The sequence below is a fragment of the Halobellus ordinarius genome, assembly GCF_031823395.1.
GTDB classification, from domain to species: domain Archaea; phylum Halobacteriota; class Halobacteria; order Halobacteriales; family Haloferacaceae; genus Haloquadratum; species Haloquadratum ordinarius.
The window spans coordinates 150697-171070 of the sequence record NZ_JAVQKJ010000009.1 but is presented as its reverse complement, the minus strand read 5'-3'; the positions used below and the strand labels follow the sequence as shown (position 1 = coordinate 171070).

The following is a 20374-nucleotide window of genomic DNA, read 5'->3' as shown; positions in this document are numbered from 1 at the left end:
AGAGATCGCGGAAGGACCCGACCGAAAAGAGATTTTCGTCAGTTAGTCCTCAGCGCGCCGCCGGACGGCCAGCAGTGCAGCAGCGAGCAGCGCGATGATCGCAACAACGATGCCGAACCCGGGCGTGCCGGTGTCGGTCGTTGTCTGTGTGTCCGGCTCAGGCGTGTCGGTGTCCGGTTCGGGTGTGTCGGTGTCCGGTTCGGGCGTGTCCGTTCCTGGCTCGGAGGTAGCAGTCTGCTGCTGATACGTCACCGCGAACGGCGAGAAGCCGGTGACAGGCGCACTCACCGTGACCTCTTCGCCGGTCGACTGGACGTTCGTTTCGAGCTGTTGCCACGCCCCGTCGCGGTAGTGCTCGATCGTCAGCTGGTCGGCGGCGACGCCCAGTTCGTCGAGGCGGTCCTGCGAGACGGTGATCGTCACCGTCGCCGTCTGGCCGGCCGGCGGATCGGGCGCCTCGATGTCGACACCGGTGACGTACTGCCCGATCGTTTCAGGCGTGTCGGCCGGCGGGTCGGGTAGCTCCTCGATGGTGGTCTGTCCGGTCGTCTCCGGAACCGTCACCGATGCGCCCGTCGCGCCGGTGCTTCCGGAGAGTTCGACTGTCGCCGACCCGGTCTCGTCGAGATCGACCGTCGCCGAGACCGGCTCGGACGGTGCGCCGGGCGTTTCTGTTGCGGCGGGTGCATCATCATCATCACCACCGCTGGGACCACTAGGCCCAGTCGAGGGCTCTTCGACGGTGAGGGTGCCGACATTCACGCTGGTCGGCTGGTCGACAGTGACCGAGTAGCTGTCCGCCGTGTCCGGTGCGACAGTGAACGTGACGGTCTTCGTCTCGCTACTGTTGACGGTCACGCTCGACTTCGTATCGGTGATCGTGGTTCCCGTTTCCGATCCAGTGAGCGTGAGTTCGACGTCTGTCTGACCGTCGGCGCCGCCGGTGTTTTCGAGTGTGACGTCCACGGTCGCGCTCTCGTCGGTCGTGATCTCCGACTGGCTCAGGCTAGTGTCGTCAACGCTGATGTCCGCCTGCTGACTGACACCGATCGCGAACCGCGAGAAGTGATCGGTCTCGGTCTGGTAGATGAAGTTCGTCCGCTCTTCGCGGACCAGCGTCGCGTTGAGCGACTGGTAGCTCGAGGTCGTCGTGTTGTACTCGTAGAACGTCACGCGTTCGGGCGGCGCGTCAGCGTCGGCGAGTGCGGACTTGCTGACGCGGAACTGCAGCGAACTGTTCTCCAGTTCGCTCTCGGTGAAGTTCTGCTTGGTCACCGAGACGTACTGGAGCGGTTCGATCTTGTCGGTGCCGACTGCGGTGTCGCCGAACGGACTCGCCTGCGACTCCAGGAAGAGCCCGAAGTCGTCGTCGGTCCTCACCGTCGGCTGAGTGGCGATCACCGACGCGTTGCGGTCCTCACTACGGCGGAACGAAGCTTCGGGCTGCTGGCCCGAATTGACGTTGCTGTACGTCAGATCGACGCTGCCGAACTGCGTCCGGACGATCGTCTGGGTGTTCGAGAGGAACACCGCCTTCCCGGACTGTCGCGGATCGTTCGTCGTGATGATCAGCGAGGCGAACTTCGCCCCGGGACGATCCGGCGTGAGTTCGACTGTCACCGACGCCGACTCGCCCGGTGAGAGCGTCCGGTCGGACGGCGCGATGACGTCGAACTCGTCGCTCGCGGGGCCGGCAACGGAGATCGTCTCGAGTGTCACGTCCGCGGACGCGCTGACGTCGTTCGTGATCGTGACAGTTCGGGTCGAGGTGTCGCCGATGGACGTCGCGCCGAACTGCACGGCGTCGGTGCCGGTCAGCGCCGGCGTCTTGCCGGTGCCGCTGAGGGTGGTTCTTTTGACCCGCTCGTCGGTGTCGTTGCTCTGGACGACGAGCGCCGCGGTCTGCGGCGTGCCGTCCTGTGCGGCAGTGACGTTGTCAGTCGGCTGGAACGTCACTTCGACCTCTTCGGTGCTCTGTGCCGGGACCGTGACCTGCGAGCGTTCGAGCGCGAACTTGCCGGGATTCGCGCCGGCCTTCGCGATGTTCGTCACGTTGAGGTCGGCGTTCCCGGTGTTCCGGATCTCCAGTGTCGCGGTGTCGGTCTCGCCGAGGCGGGTTCGGTTGAAGGTGATGCTGCCCTGCGAGACCTCGATGTCGGGTTCGGTCGCGGTCGCGCCCAGCGTCGCGGTGAGCGTCCCTTCCTGCTCCGTCTCGACGGCGAGTTGGGCGGAGACGCTCCCGCGCACGCTCGGCGAGGTCGAGACGGTGAAGGTCGTGCTGTCCTGGATAGTGCCGGTCGTGACGTCGGAGACGGAGAACGCCGCGGCGTCGTCACCAGTCACCGAGACGCCCGTGACGTCGAGGCCCGCTGCCCCGTCGTTTTCGAGCGTCAGCGTCGTCGAGTCGCTGTCGCCGACCGCGACGTCGCCGAAGTCGACCGTCGACGGATCGAGCGAGGCGTCGGCCTGGATGCCGAAGCCCGAGAGGTCAGTCTCGTTGCTCGCGCCGCTCGCGCTCGACAGGGTGAACGTGGTATCCGGAGCGTCGCCAGTACTGGTGGGCGTGTACGCGACCGCGTAGGTGGTCGTCCCACCGGGGCCGAGCCGGATCGACGAATCGCCGCTCACGACCGTGAAGTCGTTCGACCCGGAGATCGTGGGCCTGTTCAGGACGAGCGTCGCGTTCCCGGTGTTCTCGACGGTCAGCGTGTTCCGGGCGGAGCTGCCAACCCGGACGTCGCCGAAGGTGCCGTCGAGCGGCCGCGTGACGGTCAGTTCGGGGGCGATCCCGTTGGCCGTCAGCGACACCGTCTTGTCCTCGTCATCGGTGGAGATCGTCAGAGTACCACTCTGCGTGCCGGTCGTATCGGGCTGCGCAGTGACGGTGATCTCCTCGGACGCGCCGGGCACGAGGGTCTCCCGATCGAGGCCGTCGACGATCGTGAACTGCTCGCTGTCGATCGAGGCGCCATCCAGACTCAGGTCCGCGCCGCCGTCGTTGGTGATCGTGACCGTCCGCCTGTTGCTCTCGGCGTCCGTCCGGACGTCGCCGAAGTCGATCGATCCCGTGTCGACCTTCGCGTCGGCCGCCGCGCCGACGCCGGTCAGCGTCACCTCGGTGGTGCGCTCGTCGGGATCGTCGGTTTCGATCGTCAGCGTCGCGGTCTGCCGCCCCTCCGTCGACGGATCGAAGTCGACTTCGACGGTAGCGGATGGACCCCCACCTCCGCCGATCGTCTCGCCTGTCGGGTCGTTCGTCACGGTGAACGTGGAGCCCCCGTCGGCGGAGACGTCGGTGACGGTGAGTTCGGTGTCCGTGCTACCGACGTTGGTTATCGTGACCGTGTCGTTGGCCGTGTCGTCCAGCGCGACGTAGCCGAACCGGACCTCGTCGGTGTCGACGGACACGTCCGGCGGCGTCGCCTCGCCGGACAGCGAGACCGCGAAGGTGTTGGAGCCGGTCACCGCGCCGTCGGCGGCGAAGGTGACCGTCGCGGCGTGGCTGTCGGCCGCGCTCGGGTCATATCGGATCGTCACGTTCGTCGATTCACCCGGTTCGATTCGACTCAGCGTGCTGGACAGGACCGCGAACTGACTGGCGTCGCCGGACTTCGAGCGGACGCGGAGGTTCGTCAGGCTCTCCGTACCGTCGTTGCGGAGTTCGACTGTCGCCTCGGCGGTGCCGTCGCTGCCGATCGTCCCGAAGTCGATCGACGCGTTATCGCCGGCCAGGCGGGTCCGTTCGCCCTCGCCGGTGAGGTTGATCGCGACCGAGCCGTTGTTCGGATCGTTCGTCTCCAGCGTGAGCTCGGTGCTCGCCTCCTCCGGGACGGACGGTTCGTACGTGACCGGGATGCTCCGCGTCTCGCCCGCGGGGACGGTGAGGTTGCTCGTGGCGCCGATGGTGAACGGCTGGCCGCTCGGGATCGCGTTCCGCCGGTCGACTTCGAGCGTCGCGTTGCCGGTGTTCTCGATGGTGACGGATTCCGTCGTCGAGCCGCCGACCGCGACGCCGCCGAAGGTGAGGTTCTCCTGGTCCGGATCGGGCGTGATCTCAGCCGTCGGCGTCAGGCCGTTGGCCGAGAAGTTGAGTTTCTCGACGGCGCTCGTGTTGGTCGAGAGCGTGAGGTTCCCGGTTGGGGACGCCGAGTCCGGCGAGAGGGTCACGGTGAGGTACCGTGACTCGTCGGGGGCGAGGGTGATTTCTTCATCCTCGTTGTCGACGCTGTATGCGCTGTCGGTGCCGGTGATACTCGGCGTCACGTTGATCGCCTGCGTCCCGGTGCTCTCGACGAGGATCCGCGTCGTCGCGTTCTCGTTGACCGTGACGTCGCCGAAGTCGTAGTCGATCCCGTCGCCGGGGTTCGGCGAGACTTCGATGTCGCCGCCCAGCCCGGTCCCGGTGGCCCGCACGGTCACCGTGTCCTGGAACGGATCGTTAGTGGACAGCGTCAGCGGCGCGCCGTAGTCCTGTGGTTCGGTCGGATCGAACGTGACCGTGACGTTCTTCGATCCATCGGGCGTGATCGTCACGGAGCTGTTCGACCGCGAGAAGCCGGTGCCCATCGGCGCGAGGCCCACCGTCAGGTTCCGGTCGCCGGTGTTGTTGATCCGGACAGTCTGCGTCGCGCTCGAACCGTCGACGTCAACGTCGCCGAACGTCAGCGACGTCGTGTTCACGTCGACCGCCGGTGCCTCGCCCGCGCCGGTAAGTGCGACCGACCGATCGGGGTTGCTCGGCGTGTCCGACCGGAACTGCAGCGACGCGCTCAGGCCGTCGGCGCGTTCGGTCGGCGCGAAGGCGACGGTCACGGTCCGGCTCTCACCGGGCGCAACCGAACTCGGGAACGAGGAGTCGATCTCGAACTGGTCGGCGTCGTCGCCGACGATCTCCGCGCTACTGAGGGCGACGCTCCGGCCGCCGTCGTTGGTGATCGTGACGTTCTTTTTCCGGGTCGCTGAGTTGGGCCGGGCATCTGTCTCGTCCGGCGAGGCCTGGACCGCGTCGAAGCCGACCGATCCCGTCACCGCAAGCGGGTCGGTCACGCTGAGCGAGACGGAGTCGCTCCCGTAGGCCGTGGTCTCTGTCGCGGCCTTCGTGGCCGTGGGTGTGTAGTCGTCCGCAACGCGGACCGAGACGTTTGTCGTCCCGTTCGCGGCGCTGATCCGGTCGTCGCCGACGACGACGGTGGCGTCGACCGGGGTTCCGCTACTGTTGGTGACGGTGAACTGTACCGGGTTACCCGCTGTGACCTCGGTAGTGTTGACCGCCAGGCTCAGTTGTTCGATCGACCGCTCGACGTACACCCGCTCGGTCCGCAGGTCGTTCACCGAGACGGTCCGCGTGCCGTTCGTTCCGAAGTTCGTCGTCAGGGTTGCCGTCGTGTTGGTGCCCGCGTCGAGCTGCACCGACTCGCTTTCGACGACCTCGTCCTCAACGGTCAGGTTCGCCTCGACGGAGTCGGCGATGCCGCCGCGGTTCTCGACCGTCGCTTCGACGGTGAGGGTGTCACCCGTCTCCAACGCGTCCGAACGCAGCGAGAAGTCGGTGACCGCCGCCGCCTTTTCGACGGTGACGTTCCGGACGCGGTCGCCGTTGATCAGCAGCTCCTGCTCCTCGGTGGCGTTGAGCTGTGCCTCCAGCGTGACCGTGTCGGACTCGCCGGGATCGAGCTCGACTTCGGTGCTGTTCAACTGGCTGGTGCTGTTGTTCAGCCGGACAGTCCGGGTGTCGGTGATTCCGCCGTCGTTCAGTAGCTCGACTTCCACCGTGACGTTCTGGCCCGCGTAGACGGGCGTCGCGGTCGTCAGGTCGGTCGAGATGACGTGGGTGTTGCCCGGCTCGCGGATCTCGATCGAGGTGCTGTCGGTGTCGAAGGCCGTCGTCGTGTTCGACTCGTTTTCGGCCTGTGCGGTGTAGGAGCCGGTCTCGGTGAAGTTCGTGGTCGCCTCACCGTTCGAGTCGGTCGTGATCGTCTGTGAGCCGACGGAGATTTCCGCCCCTTCGACGGCTGGACCGGATTCCCCTTCGATGACCGTGAACGTCACGTCCTCACCGGTCGCGGCGGTCGTCGGCGATGCCGTGATGTTCAGGTCGACGATGTTTCGGGAGACCGTGACGGAGCGGGCGGTGACGCCGTCCGAGGAGACCGTCTTCGTGCCGGGCTCGTCGAAGGACTTGACGAAGCTGACTGTCTTCGTCGACTCTGGCCCTGAGTCGACGGTGACGAGCTCACTGTCGCTGCTGCCGCCATAGGAGACGTTCGCCTGGTAGTCAACGTCCTGCGTCGTCCCGCGGTTCTCGACTGTCACGTTGATTTCGACGTCGTCGCCGACGTTGACGCTGGTCTCGTTGACCGCGACGTCGGTCACGACCGTCTGCGGATCGATCTGGACGTCGCCGGCGGTCGCCTCGCCGACGGAGAGGGTCCGCTCGCCCGTCTTGTCCTCGTCGAACGTCGTCGAGAGGGTGATCGTGGTCGTATCGCCGCCGGCGAGGTTCTTGACGGTCTCGTTGTCGAGCACCTCGCCGTCGGCGTTCGTGAGGTTGATCGTCCTGTTGCCCTCCCTGTCGCCGAGGTTCTCGACGTCCGCCTCCACGGTCACCGTGTCGTTGACGTACGCCTGCGTGACCTGGCGGTAGGCGTCAGTGACCGTGATGTCAGCGGGGTCGTCGACGGTGAGCGTCACCGAATCGCTGTTGTAGGTTTCATCGCCCTGGTCAGCCTTCGAGGCGACCGCGGTGTAGGTACCACTGTCGGAGATGGTCGTCGACGCGAGGCCGTCACTTCCAGTGGAGAGTTCCTGGCCGGCGACGTCGACGGTGGCGTCAACTGTCGACCCGTCGTCGGCCCGCGTCACGTTGAACACGAGTTCGGTGCCAGTGAGGACCGGCGTCGAGTTCAGGAGCTGAATGTTGAGGTCGACCACGTTGTCGGAGACAGTCACTGTCTGCGGATCGAGGTCCTCGACGCTGACGTCGTATGTCACGTCGTCACTGAACGTGATATTCTGTGTGACAGTAGTCGTGCTCTTGGCATCGATCGACCCAGTGGTTTCGGTGAATGACTCGGAGGAGGAACTGTTGTTCCGGTAGAAGGTGACGGTCACGCCATCATCATCAGTCGTCTCGCCACGGTTCTCGACCGTCGCATTGACTTCGACCGTACCACCCGTTTCCACCGCCGTCGCGTTCAGGGTGAAGTCCGTCACGACGGACTGCTCGTCGACTTCGACGGTGCCGGCGGTGAGGTTCCCGGCGACGAGCGTCGACGTCTCGTTCAGCGTGGTCGTCAGGGTGACCTCCGTCTGGCCGCCCGCGGAGACCGTCCCCGTGGACTCGTTGTCCAGCACCGTCGTGCTGCTGTCGTTGGTCAGGTTGACCGTCCGCGAGCCAGCCACGCCGCCGGTGTTCTCGACGACCGCCGTCACGTTCACGTCATCGCCCGCGTACGCCTGCGTGGTTTCGAGGAACGTGTCGGTGACGGTCAGATTCCCGGGTTCGTTGACCGTGATCGAGACTGAATCCGACTCGTACGAGGTCGTCGGGGTCTGTCCCTTGCTCGCCGTCGCGGTGTAGCTGCCGGCAGCGTCGAAGTCGGTCGTGTTCTGGCCGTCGGCGTCGGTGGTGAGCGTCTGGCCGTCGATCGAGATGTTCGCGTTCTCGACCGGCGTCGGGGAGTCGCCGTCGGTTCGTTCGACGGTGAACGTCACCGTCTCGTTCGTGACGGCGGGGCTCGGCTCCGCGGTGATGTCCAGCGGGACGGTCTGGCGCTCGACCGTGACGGTCTGGTTGTCGAGGTCGTTGATTGAGACGTTCACCGTGCCGGCGGACTGGTCGCTCGGGATGTTCCAGGTGAGCGTCCGCGTCCCTTCCTCACCGGGGGTGAGTTCGCGGGTCTCGTTGTCGACTTCCTGCCCAGCGACGGTCAGGTTCACGTCGATTGTGCTGTTCGTCGACCCGCGGTTCCGGATCGTGGCTTCGACGTCGAGACTCTCGCCGACCGTCACCGTATCCGACTGCGGCGTGAAGCCGGAAGCGATGGCCGCTTCCTTGACGGTGACCGAGGCAGTCTCGTTGTTCACCGCGACGGTCGCACTTTCGTCGACGGTCTCCGGCGTCGCCTCGAACGAGATGACGCGGGTTTCGCCGCCGTCAAGGGTCCGGGTCTTGTTCTCGCTGATCTCGTCGCCGAAGGTGAAGTTCAGGTCAATCTCGCCCGAGAGATCGCCGGTGTTCTCGACGGTCGTCTCCACCGTGACCGTGTCGCCGGTGTAGACGGGATCGGACAGCGGGTTCACGTCGACGACGCTGATGTCCGCCTCGGAATTGACCGTGACGTCGACCGAATCCTCGGCGTATTCGACGGAATCGGTCGTCTCTTTGTCGGCTACGGCAGTGAACTCCCCGCTGGTGTCGAGCGTGAACGAGACCGTGCCGTCAGGATCGGTGCTCTTCGAATCGAGCGTCGTGGCATCTGTACCGACTTCGACCGTGGCGTTCTCGACCGGCTGACTGTCGTTCTCGCGCGTGACGTTGAATTCGATGGTCTCGCCGGTCTTGATCGTCGCGCTGGTCGGATCGATCGCGGTGATGTTCAGCTCGACGCTCTGGCGGCTCACGTCGACCGCATCGAAGCGCTCCGTTCCGGGAGCCCGAACCGAGACGTCCTGACGCCCCGCTTCACTGAAGGTGTAGGTGAAGTTCACGGTGGTGTTCTCGCCCGCTTTGAGCGTCCCGGTCGACTTGTTGCCCTCCTCGACGCCTTCGACGAAGAGCGAGACCTCAGTACTGTCGGGGTTCGGCCCGACGTTCTCGACTGTCGCCGTCACGTTGACCGGCTCCCCGATGGTCGGGGGAGTCCGGTTCAGCGAGAAGTCAGTGACTTCGATCGCCGGGTCGACGGTGACGGTTCCGGCAGTGGTCTCCGCGTCGGTGTCGGTGTCGACGACCGTGACGGCCTTCTCGCCGGGGGTATCGAACGTGACCTGCGTCGAGATCGTCTTCGTCGTTCCCCCGGGAACCGTCGCGGATGCGTTCGCGACCACGGTATCGTCGACGGTCACGTTGACCGTCTTGCTTCCCTCGAGGTCACCGGTGTTTTCGAGTGTGACGTTGACGGTGACGGATTCGTTCGTGAACGCCTCGTCGGGGTCCACGGACGCGTTGACGACGGAGACGTTCGAGGGGTTCGGCTCCTGAATCTGGACTGTCGTTTTGCTGGCAGCGATTTGCGTGCCGTTTTCGTTCGTCGCGAAGTGGACCAGACGGTACTCATCGTCGGGCCAGGTCCGGTTCGTCTCGACGACGACTGTGCCGTTCGCGTCGGTCTCGACGATCGTCGCGGAGCTGTTCCACGTAGCCTTTGGATCGATGGTGGTTGTCTGAAGATCGATACCGGTTCCGTTGTTGAGAATATCGAATGCCTCGCTGAACGGGAACTGTCCGTCGCGGCGGGTCTCCGAGATCTCCATTCCGCTCAGACTCGCGTCGTTTCGGACGACCCACACGCCGTTCACCGTCTCGATACTGTGTTCGAGCGTGACGTTGTCGGAAATACTATCGAAGGGTTGCTCGACGTTTAGGACGAACTCCTCGCTCGTGAACGTCCCTTCGTCGTAGACCGCGACGAAGTGGGTGACGTTCTCGCCGGCGTCAGTCTCGATGACTTGTCCGGTGTCCGCGGTCACAGAGATATTGTTACCCGCGGTGTAGGTCGACGAAGTCGAGACGCTCGACGGCCCGTCTTGGACCATCACCTGATCGACGCCGATCAGGGTCGTCTGCCCGTCGATCGAGACGTTCCCGTCCTGGTCGACGACGAAGCTCCCGCTCTCGTTGCTCGCTAACAGGAGCACGTACTGGCCGGACTGGTCAGGGGTGAAGGTGAAAGAGGCGTTCCCCGTGTCCGGATCAAGTTCGGTCGAGCTAACGGCTTGGAAACTGGCGTTACTGTTTGCGTTCGGACCCGTGAGTAACTCGTTGATATCCCCGACGGAATCGAGGTTGGTGACCGTCGACGATCCGTTTGTTTCGAGTCGTGCGGCGACGAGCTTGACGTCCATCGGGTCGTTGCTGTAAGCCAGTTCGCGTTCCGCGATCGCTCGGCTGTCATCGAACGTGACCGAAATATCTGATCCGGTGCTGTAGACACCGATCTGATCTTTGTTCAGCGAGGTCTGGCCCTCGTTCTCCAGATTAACAGACCAGAAGGCGTTGTCGACGGTCAGTGATGCGTCGGCCGTGTCCGCGCGAAGCGGCAGCACCGACCGCTCCCAGATTTCGACGTCTTCGGTCTGGGTCAGAATCTGATCTTCCGGCGGGTACCACACGTCGAGCTCGAAGGAGCCGGTCTCTGCGGTTTCGACGTTGCCCGCACTGTCGTTTGCCCTGATATCCAGCCGGTACGTCCCGTCATTCGGCGCGTTCTCTCGTTCGGCGGTGATCGTCGCGCTGTAGACACCATCACCGTCTTCCTCGAGTGAGACGTTGCTGCCAGCGCCGAGAACCGACGCATCCACGTTGACCGTCGTGATGTCGTCACCTGAATCCGACACCTCGGCGCTCACCGTAACTGTCTCGTCGTCGTTCACGATCGCGTCACCGCCCGCGTCGATGCTCGCGTTCGAGATCGAAGGCTGGCCGTCGTCCGTGGCCTCGACTTCGACGTAGCCGGCCGAGTAGCTGATGTTCTCGACCCGGATCCGGGCACCGTCGCTCGTCTCAGTGACGGTGAAGTTGGTGTTCGACCCCTTGTAGAGCGCGTTCAGTTGGGTCTTCGGGTTCGTGACGTTCCACTCCTGCAGTTGCGCGTCGGGGATCGTCGCCTGGTAGAACCCGGTGTGGTCGGCTCCGTCGACGGTCCGTCCCGGGGCAGCGATCCACACCCGCAGGGAGTCATTCTTCACCCGCGGAGTCGAGAAGCGCTGGGCGTTCGTGGTCGTACTTATGCCGTTGAGGTTGTCCCGGACTTTCTCCGGCTGTGTCGAGAGGTCGAAGAGCCCGAAGTAGAACGTCTGGTTCCGGCCGTCGGTCGCCCTGTCGTTGCGGCCGGTCGGCCAGTCGACCTGGGAGGGGTCCTGTCCGATCAGCGGAGCAGCCGTCCGGTTATCGGAGAAGTTCGCCTGTAGCGAGACCGGCGAGCCCGTGACCGTGATGTCGGTCGCGTTCGGGTTCGTCTCGTTCGTCGACTTGCTCCAGTCCGCGTCGTCGATTCCCCACAGTAGCGACGACGGCGTGTAGTTGGTCACTGTGAGGTTGATCCGGACCTCAGTCGACTTGTTCACACCCGCACTTTCGAGGTCTCGCGGGGGACCGAACTGCTCGCCTTGGGTCGGCGAACTCTCGTTCACCAACCGAACCAGGAGGAGCCCCTGGTTGACGGCACTCTGCACCGCGATATCCTCGGCGTTCTCGTTCCCGTTGCTGTCGATGATTTCGACCGATTCGGAGGTGATCTCGGTCCGCTTGAGCGTGAAGTCAGTCTGGTTCGTTTGGCCGGCCGTCACCTCGACAGTCTGTGACGGAGCGTCCTGTCCCTGGGCGAAGACCGAAACAGTGTGTGTGCCTGGCGGAGCAGTAATGTTGTACCGCCCTTCCTGGTCAGTCTCACTTGGGAAGACGCCTTCATCGGTCTCAGCGACGACGAAGGCGTTCGACACGGGGCCGCCCGCGTTCTCGACGACTCCGCTGATGTACCCCGGCTGCTCGACTTCGACTGTCAGTTGCGTCACCCCGTTTTCGGGGACGGACACGTCCTCGATGACCTCCGGCGGGAACTTGGGGCTCCCCGGACTCGGTTCTACCCGCACCGTGTAGTTCGCAGAGGGCGTCCGGATGGAGAAGTTCCCGTTCGAGGACGTGATGTTACGCCCGTAGTAACTGTACGTCTGATCGCGAATCAGCACCGTCGCATTCCCGACCGGCGTTCCGTCAGCGGTCTCGACCGTCCCGTTGAGATACCCCGGATCGGGTGCCTCCTTGACCTGGAGATCGACCGTGGTTTCCGCTCCTGAGACCGAGACGTTGCGCTTGATCTTGAACGCGTACCTGCGGTCATCGATAATCAGGCGATAAGTCCCCGGATCGACGCGCGCCGAATACTGCCCGGTCGCGTTCGTGGTGGCGCTGTCGGTGAAGGAATCCGTGCTGCTGTTGATGATGTAGACGTCGACGTTGCTGACGGTCGCTCCCGAGCTGTTCGTCACTGTCCCGGTGAGGAGAGCACCCTTCGTCAGCGTGAAGTCGACCGTTTTCGTGCTTTCTTCCTCGACGGAGATGTCCTCTTTCACCTCCAACTGATAGTCGTCTTCGTTGACGATGGCGGTGTAGTTCCGCGATGCGTTCGGAACTGCGAAGGAGTAATTCCCGTCTTGATCGGTCCGCTCCGATTTGAAGAACTCTCCTGTGTCGGCATACTCGAATTCGACGTACACGTCCGAAAGCTCAACGTCGCTTTCGTTCGTGACCGTCCCGTTGATGAAGGTATCTGCCACCTGCAGCGGTATATCGACCCGCGTCGTATTCCCACTCGATACAGGGTACGGTCCCTTACTTTCGAAGACGTAGCCCTCTTCGTTGACGATGACCTCGTAATCCTGACTCGCGTCCGGGACCTCGAAGGCGTAGTTCCCATTGCTGTCGGTAGTTGTGCTTCCAGCATCCCGATTCTCTGGACCCGCATACTCGAACTCGACAACAGTGCCCGAAACCCCAGCGTCCGAACTGTTGTTCGTCACCGTCCCGTTGATGTACGCGGGCGATTCAGAGCTGGATCCGCTCGTGTTCAGCGTTAACGAGTTCGTCTCCGTCGTGTTCTGGTTGTCCGCCTCGTCGATGGCGAGGATCGAAAGATTGTACGATCCGTCGGCGTCCGCTTCCGACGCGTTCACCTGGAAAGTGTCGTTGTACGTCGTCGTACCTGACACCTGTGACAACCGAAGTACCTCGCCGAGGTCGTCGTCGTACGTCGTCTCCGCACCGAACGTGCTCGCGTTCGTTACGTAGACGGCGTCGACGCCGCTGCCGCCCGAGTCGGTGACGTCAACCTGGACCTCGACGGTGTCACCGTCGGAGACGTTGCCATCCTGATTGTCGTCGGTGGCATACGCGTTCGTCAGCTCCGGCGTTTCCGAATCCGCGATGAGCAGGCCGGTATCGTTTTCGATCGATTCTTTCGAGCTATTGTTTATCAGTGCCAGATTGAGCGTCGTGTTGCTGTTTGCCGTATCGGCCGAGATGTTGAATGTCTCCTCTCCTTTGAGAGCAGAAAACTCCGTCTGAGAGGCGATCGTATTGCCGGATGAGGAGTTTTTCACGTACAGCGCGAGATCGTCCGGCGAAGCGACTTCCCCGCTAGCATTGTAGGTGAAATCCAGCCTCGTTGGAGTCTCTGGGTTGTGCGCGGCATCGGAGAAGTTCAGATACGGTGCTTGCGGAAATGATCCATCCCTATCGTCTTCCGTCGAGTCAGCCAACGCGTCTGCGACGCCTCCGGTCACCATCACCGAGGTGACCATCAGGAGGGCTAAGACGATGGCTCCCTTCTTGAACCGGGACGTCATTTCTCAGTCCCCCCACCGCTCCGGTGCCCCTGCGTCGCGACCGCCGCGCGGTCTCCCGTCTCCATATCGTTATGTAACATTTTTTGTAGTGAGTTTTGTCGTCGCCTCGCTGCCAGTGGTAGGGGTAGATCCTACTACTGGAATCTGATAGAAACTCAGATGCCCCTCTGCAGCGAGTTGCCCCATTCGTGTCAATCAAGCCACTCATATCGGTATAAAACCTCCGCATTATTTCGACGAGCCAGTGGGGAAATTAGCTGAGTAACGCTATCTGAAGCCGAATCAAAGCTCGTTCGAATCACCAGCGAGAGTTCGTCTAAAACGGAAGTATAGCACTTTCGGGTCAATCTAACTATATTATCCGTTGAAATTATTCGGATTGATAAATTCAAACAGATACTGAAATATAGTGAATTCAAGACATCTGCGACCAGGATGTAAATAGCGTGCTATTATCAATATTCAAAACCGGTTGCAAGCGAATCCGCTTACGAGTCAAACAGCTGCCGGTAGCCGGCTATAGTAGCGTTTGCAACTGATTGCATATCCGATCGCACGCAGTCGTGCGATCGAGTTAGTAAAGACTTGCAAACACTACTATAGATGTGAGAGCTCAAACGGACCGGTCACACTGCAGACGGTACTATCCGCTCTGGTACCGGCGCCACACGAGAACCGTACAGACACTCGCAAGGAAGGCCACGAGCATTCCGAACCCGTCAGTCGAACTGCTCGTGGTGTCGCCGCTCGTGTTCATTCCCGTCGTCGACCGTGGCGTGATCACCCCTCCCTCTGTAGTCGCCGCGCCGTCGTCGGCGTCCGTTGTCGATTCCGATATCGACGTCGACTCGTCAGGCGAGGGCGAACCTGGCGTCGATGGTGTCAACGAGGATGTTGTCACAGTCGACACCGTCGTATGATTCGCGGATTGGGTCGTTGTGGTCGACCCCTCAGTAGTCGTCCCGTCGGAATCAGTGACGCCGCCAGTCCCACCGCCGCCTCCGCCGCCAGTGCCGTCGGAACTCTCTGTCGCCGTATCAGTCGGCGTTGCCGTCTCGGTATCCTCGGATTCGATCGTCAGCGGCGACCCGTCGTTCAATCCCAAGGCTTCGTCCTCCCCGAACGCGTCGTCGGGGCCCCGCACGGTGGCGAAGACGTCGTAGTCGCCCGCCGGAAGCCCGTCTAGCGAGATGTTGGCGGTGTACGTCGACCCCGACTGGTGGTCCGCGGTCGTGCTGACCCTGTCGTCGTCGTTCGCGACCGCGACGTCGATCCGCTCCAGATCGTCGCCGCGGAGTTTGCTGGCGTCGACGCTCACGTTGATCGTCGAGTCGACCGTCGCCGCAGCGGGCGCATCGACCGAAACGGCGTACCCGCGAACGACGAGCGGGTGGACTTTCTCGAAGGAGCCATCGTATTGGAGCGCGATCGTATACGAACCCGCGGTGTATCCGTCCAAACTGAACTGGAACGACTCCTCGCCCGTTCCTCGTCTGTTGTCCTCGATCCGCTGCTCGTCGTTGTAGATATAGAGGTCGTACTCCTCCCCGCTCGGCGCGTCGACGCTGACGTCGATCGTCTCACCCGGGTCCGCTTTGGCGATGGCCGTGATCTGATAACTGCTCCCCTGAAATTCGACAGTCCGTTCGGGGACGTCGACGGCGCCGTCAACTGAGATCGTGAACGACGACTGTCCGGAGACGGTCGGGACGACACCGGTCCCTCCAAGTGTGAGTGTCCCGACCACGACGAGGATTGCGAGCAACGCGGCCGTCAGTTCAGCACGCGGGAACCGCAGAGACCGACCGGTAGAGGGCATCGCCCGCAACTTTCGGTAGTGCGATTATGAATGTTCGGGGAACGCGGTCTCGATTCTGACACACCGCCCGCTCGGACGAATCCGTTTCCACACAAACGCACGCCCGGTTGAGTGTTCTCCAATGAGTAACCCCGCAGAACCGTTTGCCGTCTCACGGACGGGGTCGCATCCTAATGTTCACTATCATTCATTTTTATCCTCTTCTCGGGCAGAAATGCCACTTGAGGCGCCATAAGAGTCAATTCCATATGTATTCCCGAGAATCTATTTCACGGATTGTCCTAAGCGTCAATTATATGTGTCGTCTCGTCAATCAGTTAGTCGAGCAGGGGTCTCCATTCGGTGGGAGGAGCACAGTAGCACGACTACCGCGTTCGGGATCGCTGCGGATGCGTCCGCTGGCGGGGGTACCCGAACCACACTGCCGACAGTCGATCACTGATGGCGTCAACAAAAATAGGGGTAACAGACGGGGTACAAACGGAGCTCACGGTCACTGAGCCCAAACTCGAACGGGGCGGGGATTCGGTGCTTGTCGGGGCCGACAGCGCTGTCGACCCGGTAATCAGTGTCGTGATGCCGACGATGAACGAGGAGGAGGGCATCGGTGAGTGCATCCAGCGCGTGACGGCCGCCCTCGAGCAACTCGGCGTCGTCGGAGAGATCATTATCAGCGACGATTCGAGCGACCGCACGCCCGAAATCGCCCGGGATATGGGTGCAATCGTGGTCAATCCCGACGAGGAAGGGTACGGGTACGCGTACCGGTACGCTTTCGAACACGCTCGTGGCGAGTACATCGTCATCGGCGACGCCGACACCACCTACGACTTCGAGCAGATCCCGCGGTTGCTCGATCCCATCGTCGGCGGCAATGCCGATATCGTGATGGGGAGCCGCCTCGACGGCGAGATCAAACCCGGGGCGATGCCCGCACTGCACAAGTACGTCGGGAACCCGCTTTTGACCAAGTTCCTCAACTTGTTCTACGAGGTCGGGGTGTCCGACGCTCACTCGGGGTTTCGGGTGTTTCGTGCGGACGTCCTAGATACTCTCGATCTCGAAACGACGGGGATGGAGTTCGCCTCGGAGATGGTGATGGAGGCGGGCGTCTGTGATCTGACGATCGAGGAGGTCCCGATCGTCTACCACGAACGCGAGGGCGAAGCGACCCTCGAGAGCTTTCGGGACGGGTGGCGACACGTTCGCTTTATGATCCTGAACGCCCCTAGCTACCTGTTTTCGTTACCGGGCGTGGCGATGGGAATCGTCGGCAGTCTGGTGATGCTGCTCGCACTCCTCGGGATCGAACTCGGCCCGGCGACGTTCGGGCCCCGGACGATGATCGCCGGCAGCCTGCTTTCGATCGTCGGCTATCAGGTCTCGAGTATGGGCGTGTTTGCGACGCTTGCGGGGAATCCGATCCGCCGCCCCTCCGATCGAGGAACGGAGTTCATCATCGAAAACGTGACGCTCGAACGGGCGGCGCTCGTCGGCAACGCTATCGGTCTCCTCGGAGCGCTGTACGCGGGCCAGCGGATCTACACCTGGATTGTAAGCGGCTTCGGCGCACTCTCGATTCTCACGCTCGACGTCCTGGCGTTCACCGCGGTCGTCATCGGGATCCAGACCGTCTTCGGGGCGTTCTTTATGAGTGCTGTGGCGCCGCGGCGCGATTGAGAACCTGAACGGGTCGCTGCAACATTTATACGAACGCTGAATAACGTGTCACCTGTCCACTAATGGTCTCATCTTCGGACGGATCGCCCTCCACTGCGATCCAATCGACCGCAGAAACCGATCACGTCGTTACGTGTACGGACGTCACGCGGGCGTTTTCGCGCGGCGGCGGAAGCGGCTGGCTCTCGCGCTCGACGGGGAGCGGGGAGACGGTCACCGCAGTCGCCGACGTTTCACTCGCCGTGCAACGGGGCGAATTCGTCGGCCTCGCCGGGCCGAGCGGAAGCGGGAAATCGACACTGCTTCACCTCCTTGCGGCGCTGGACGTGCCCTCTTCGGGGACAGTCACCCTCGCCGGCCGGCGGACCGACGACCTCTCCGCACGCGCGCGGACGAAACTCCGCTTAGATCACGTCGGCGTCGTCTTCCAGCACTTCCATCTCCTGCCGTCGCTGTCGGCGCGGGCGAACGTTGCGACGCCGCTGATCGAACTCGGCTACTCGCGGAAGCAGCGGCGGGAACGGGCGACGTCCCTGCTGGAACGGGTCGGCCTCGGCGACCGGATCGAACACACCCCGGGCGAGTTGAGCGGCGGCGAACAGCAGCGCGTCGCCGTCGCCCGCGCGCTTTCGACCGACCCCGACCTGGTGATCGCCGACGAACCGACAGGGGAGTTGGACACGGCGACCGGCGAGCGCGTCCTCGACGTGCTCGCGGACGTCGCAAGCGACTGTGCGGTCGTCGTCGCCTCACACGATCCGCAGGCGCTGGACCGCGTCCAGCGGGTGATCCGCCTCCGGGACGGCCGCCGCGAGGGCGACGATGGCTGATCGGGGGCCGATCTCCCGACTCCGCCGGATCGCTGCGTTAGTCGGCCTCGGATTTCGACGGACCCTCGGCAAAGCGAAGAGCGGTTCCTCGCGGCGACTGCTCCTAAGTCTCACCGGCGTCGCCGTCGCGATTATGCTGATGATCACGGTCTCGGGCGTCGCCCTGGGGTTGGCCTCCCAGAGCGCGGTCCAAAGCGAGGACGTCGACTACTGGGTCGTCCCCGAGGGCGGGAGCCTGAACACGATCGCCGTGTCGACAGAGGGGCCGCAACTGGGCGCAACTCACGGGCTGACCGAGCGGTTGCAACGTGACGAGCGCGTTCGATACGCGACGCCGGTATTGATGCAGGTCGTCCCGGTCGAATCACCCAGTGGCGACGCGCCGGAGTACATCCTCTTCGTCGGCGTGATCGCCCCCGAGGACACGACGCCGACGATCGCGGGGCTCTCGACGGCGTCACTTCAGACAGGGGATCCGTACTACGATAACGGGACGTACAACGGCACGTGGACCGGCGAGGTCGTCGTCAACGCCGCGACCGCCGAACTGCTGAACGCGTCGAACGGGAGTGCGATCGTTCCCACCGGAGAGGCTCCGGGCCCTCTCCGCGTCGAGGCTGTCTCCGACGGCGAGTTCCAGACGGGAATCGGCGCGGCGCCGGTCGCGCTCGTCCATCTGAGTGAACTCCAGGCGACCACCGGCGCGACCGGCGACGACGCCGCCGACCAACTCCTCGTGAGCACGAACGATCCCGCGGTCCGCGAGCGACTGACTGGACTGTACCCGAACACGGTCGTCGTGACCCGGGCCGGCATCGCCGCCCAGGAGACGTCGCTTTCGAGTCTGCCCGTCGCGATGGGCGTCGCCGCGCTGGTCGTCGCGCTCCTCGTCGGATTGCTGTTCACGGCGACGATGATGGGCCTCGAGGTGACGAACGACCGGACGGCGCTTGCGACGTTCACCGCGCTCGGGTACTCCGAACGCTCGCTATCGGTGCTCGTGGTGGCTGAGACGGTCAGCCTCGCCGCACTGGGCGGCCTGCTCGGTGTCGCGCTCGGCGCTCTGGGAATCGTTGCGACGAACGGGATCGTAGCCGCGACGCTCGGCGTTCCCTCCCTGGCGTTACTCCGGCCCGAACTCCTCGGCTACGGCTTCGCGGTGGCGCTACTCATCGGGCTCCTTTCGGCCCCGTATCCGATCTGGCTGTCCCGGCGAACGGACGCCCTCGAGGTGATGCGGCGATGATCGTCGTCAGTCGGTTGTGGGCGGTCGTCGGTATCGCGGCGGCGCAGTTGCGACACGATCGAACCCGGACGGTCCTCGCGGTCGTCGGGGTGACGCTCGCAGTGCTGTCGACGGTGTTGCTGGCTGGCACGGGGATCGGCGTCGTCGAGACCGGCCAGGAGAAGTTCAGCGATGCCGGCCGGGACCTGTGGATCTCCGGCGGGGCCGTGCAGTTCGCGCCCGGACAGGTCGGCGGCGTGCAGAACTCGATCTACGGCGCACACAACCTCTCTGCGGAGTTGCGGGGGCGTGATTCGGTCGGCACGGTCGGCCCCTTGCTCTTTCAGACAGTGTACGTCAGCACCAACGGCGAGGAGTTCGAGACGCTCGCGGCGATGGGCATCCCGAGCAGCAACGGTGTCGCCATCTCGCGCGGCCAGGGATTCCAGGGCGACGGCCACTACGCCGGCGGGTCGTACGACGGGCCGATGACCTACGAGATCCTGATCGACGAGCGCACGGCGCAGTTACTCGACGTCGGCGTGGGCGACACGATCCACGTCGGGGGAACGGTCGCCTCGGCGCGGGCAAACGAGTTCGAGGTCGTGGGTATCTCCGGGACTGGAAGCCAGTTCCTGGGGACACCGACGGTGACGATGCCCCTGAGCGAACTCCAGGAGATCACGGGCAAGACGGGGACCGACCCCGCGACGATCGTCACACTCACACTCGAAGACGGAGCGGATCCGGAGCGCGTCGCACAGCAGTTGGAAGCGGAGTATCCGAGCCTGACGATCCGAACGAACCAAGAGCAGTTCCAGGCGACGCTGGAACGGCAGGCGGTCGTCCTGGCCGGCGGGGCGAGTCTCATCGTGCTCGCGGTGCTGGCCGGGCTGGCGCTGACGCTGAACGTCCTGCTGTCGATGGTCTACCAGCAGCTCAGAGAGTACGCGGCGCTGCAGTCGCTCGGGAGCTCCGGGACCACGCTCACGGGCGTCGTACTGTGTCAGTCGATATTCGTGGGGGGCGTCGGCTGTCTCGTCGGACTGGGGCTCGCCGTCCCCGCGGCCCGGGGACTCGACTTCGTCGCGACGGAACTCACCGGCTTCGAGAACGTGATCCGCCTCACCCCGCGGGTGTTCCTGCTCGGTGTCGGGGTCGCGGTGCTGATGAGTTTGCTGAGTGGGGTCCTGGCCGGCTGGCGGCTGATGCGGCTGGACGCGATTCGCGTGCTGCGGGAGCACTAGGCGGCGCGGT

General features: G+C 63.7%; 6 protein-coding genes. 4 read left to right on the top strand and 2 right to left on the bottom strand.

All coding sequences use genetic code 11. The annotated features are described in order from the left end of the window. Window positions 1-42: 42 nt before the first annotated feature. Together RJT48_RS14800 and RJT48_RS14795 are read right to left on the bottom strand one after the other, a co-directional pair. A complete protein-coding gene (locus RJT48_RS14800) occupies window positions 43-13563 on the bottom strand; it encodes a choice-of-anchor D domain-containing protein (RefSeq protein WP_311173112.1) in 13521 nt (4506 codons plus the stop codon). Window positions 13564-14206: 643 nt separating this feature from the next. Next, on the bottom strand, window positions 14207-15382 hold the full coding sequence (locus RJT48_RS14795; protein ID WP_311173111.1) for a hypothetical protein: 1176 nt from the start codon (window positions 15380-15382) through the stop codon (window positions 14207-14209). 441 nt (window positions 15383-15823) lie between these two features. Between RJT48_RS14795 and RJT48_RS14790 the strand changes: the two genes are divergently transcribed. The 4 genes from RJT48_RS14790 to RJT48_RS14775 all read left to right on the top strand — a co-directional run bounded on the left by RJT48_RS14790 (window position 15824) and on the right by RJT48_RS14775 (window position 20364). Next, window positions 15824-17062, top strand: coding sequence for a glycosyltransferase family 2 protein (locus RJT48_RS14790; RefSeq protein ID WP_311173110.1), 1239 nt, complete (start codon window positions 15824-15826; stop codon window positions 17060-17062). A gap of 62 nt (window positions 17063-17124) precedes the next feature. Then, a complete protein-coding gene (locus tag RJT48_RS14785) occupies window positions 17125-17892 on the top strand; it encodes an ABC transporter ATP-binding protein (protein WP_311173109.1) in 768 nt (255 codons plus the stop codon). Further along, entirely contained in the window at window positions 17885-19138 is a 1254-nt protein-coding gene (locus RJT48_RS14780) for an FtsX-like permease family protein (RefSeq protein ID WP_311173108.1), read from the top strand. The genes RJT48_RS14785 and RJT48_RS14780 overlap by 8 nt, the downstream gene beginning before the upstream one ends. Beyond that, window positions 19135-20364 carry an ABC transporter permease gene (locus RJT48_RS14775; protein WP_311173107.1) on the top strand — a complete coding sequence of 410 codons (1230 nt, stop codon included), beginning with the start codon at window positions 19135-19137 and terminating at the stop codon, window positions 20362-20364. The genes RJT48_RS14780 and RJT48_RS14775 overlap by 4 nt, the downstream gene beginning before the upstream one ends. The last annotated feature ends 10 nt before the right edge of the window (window positions 20365-20374 follow it).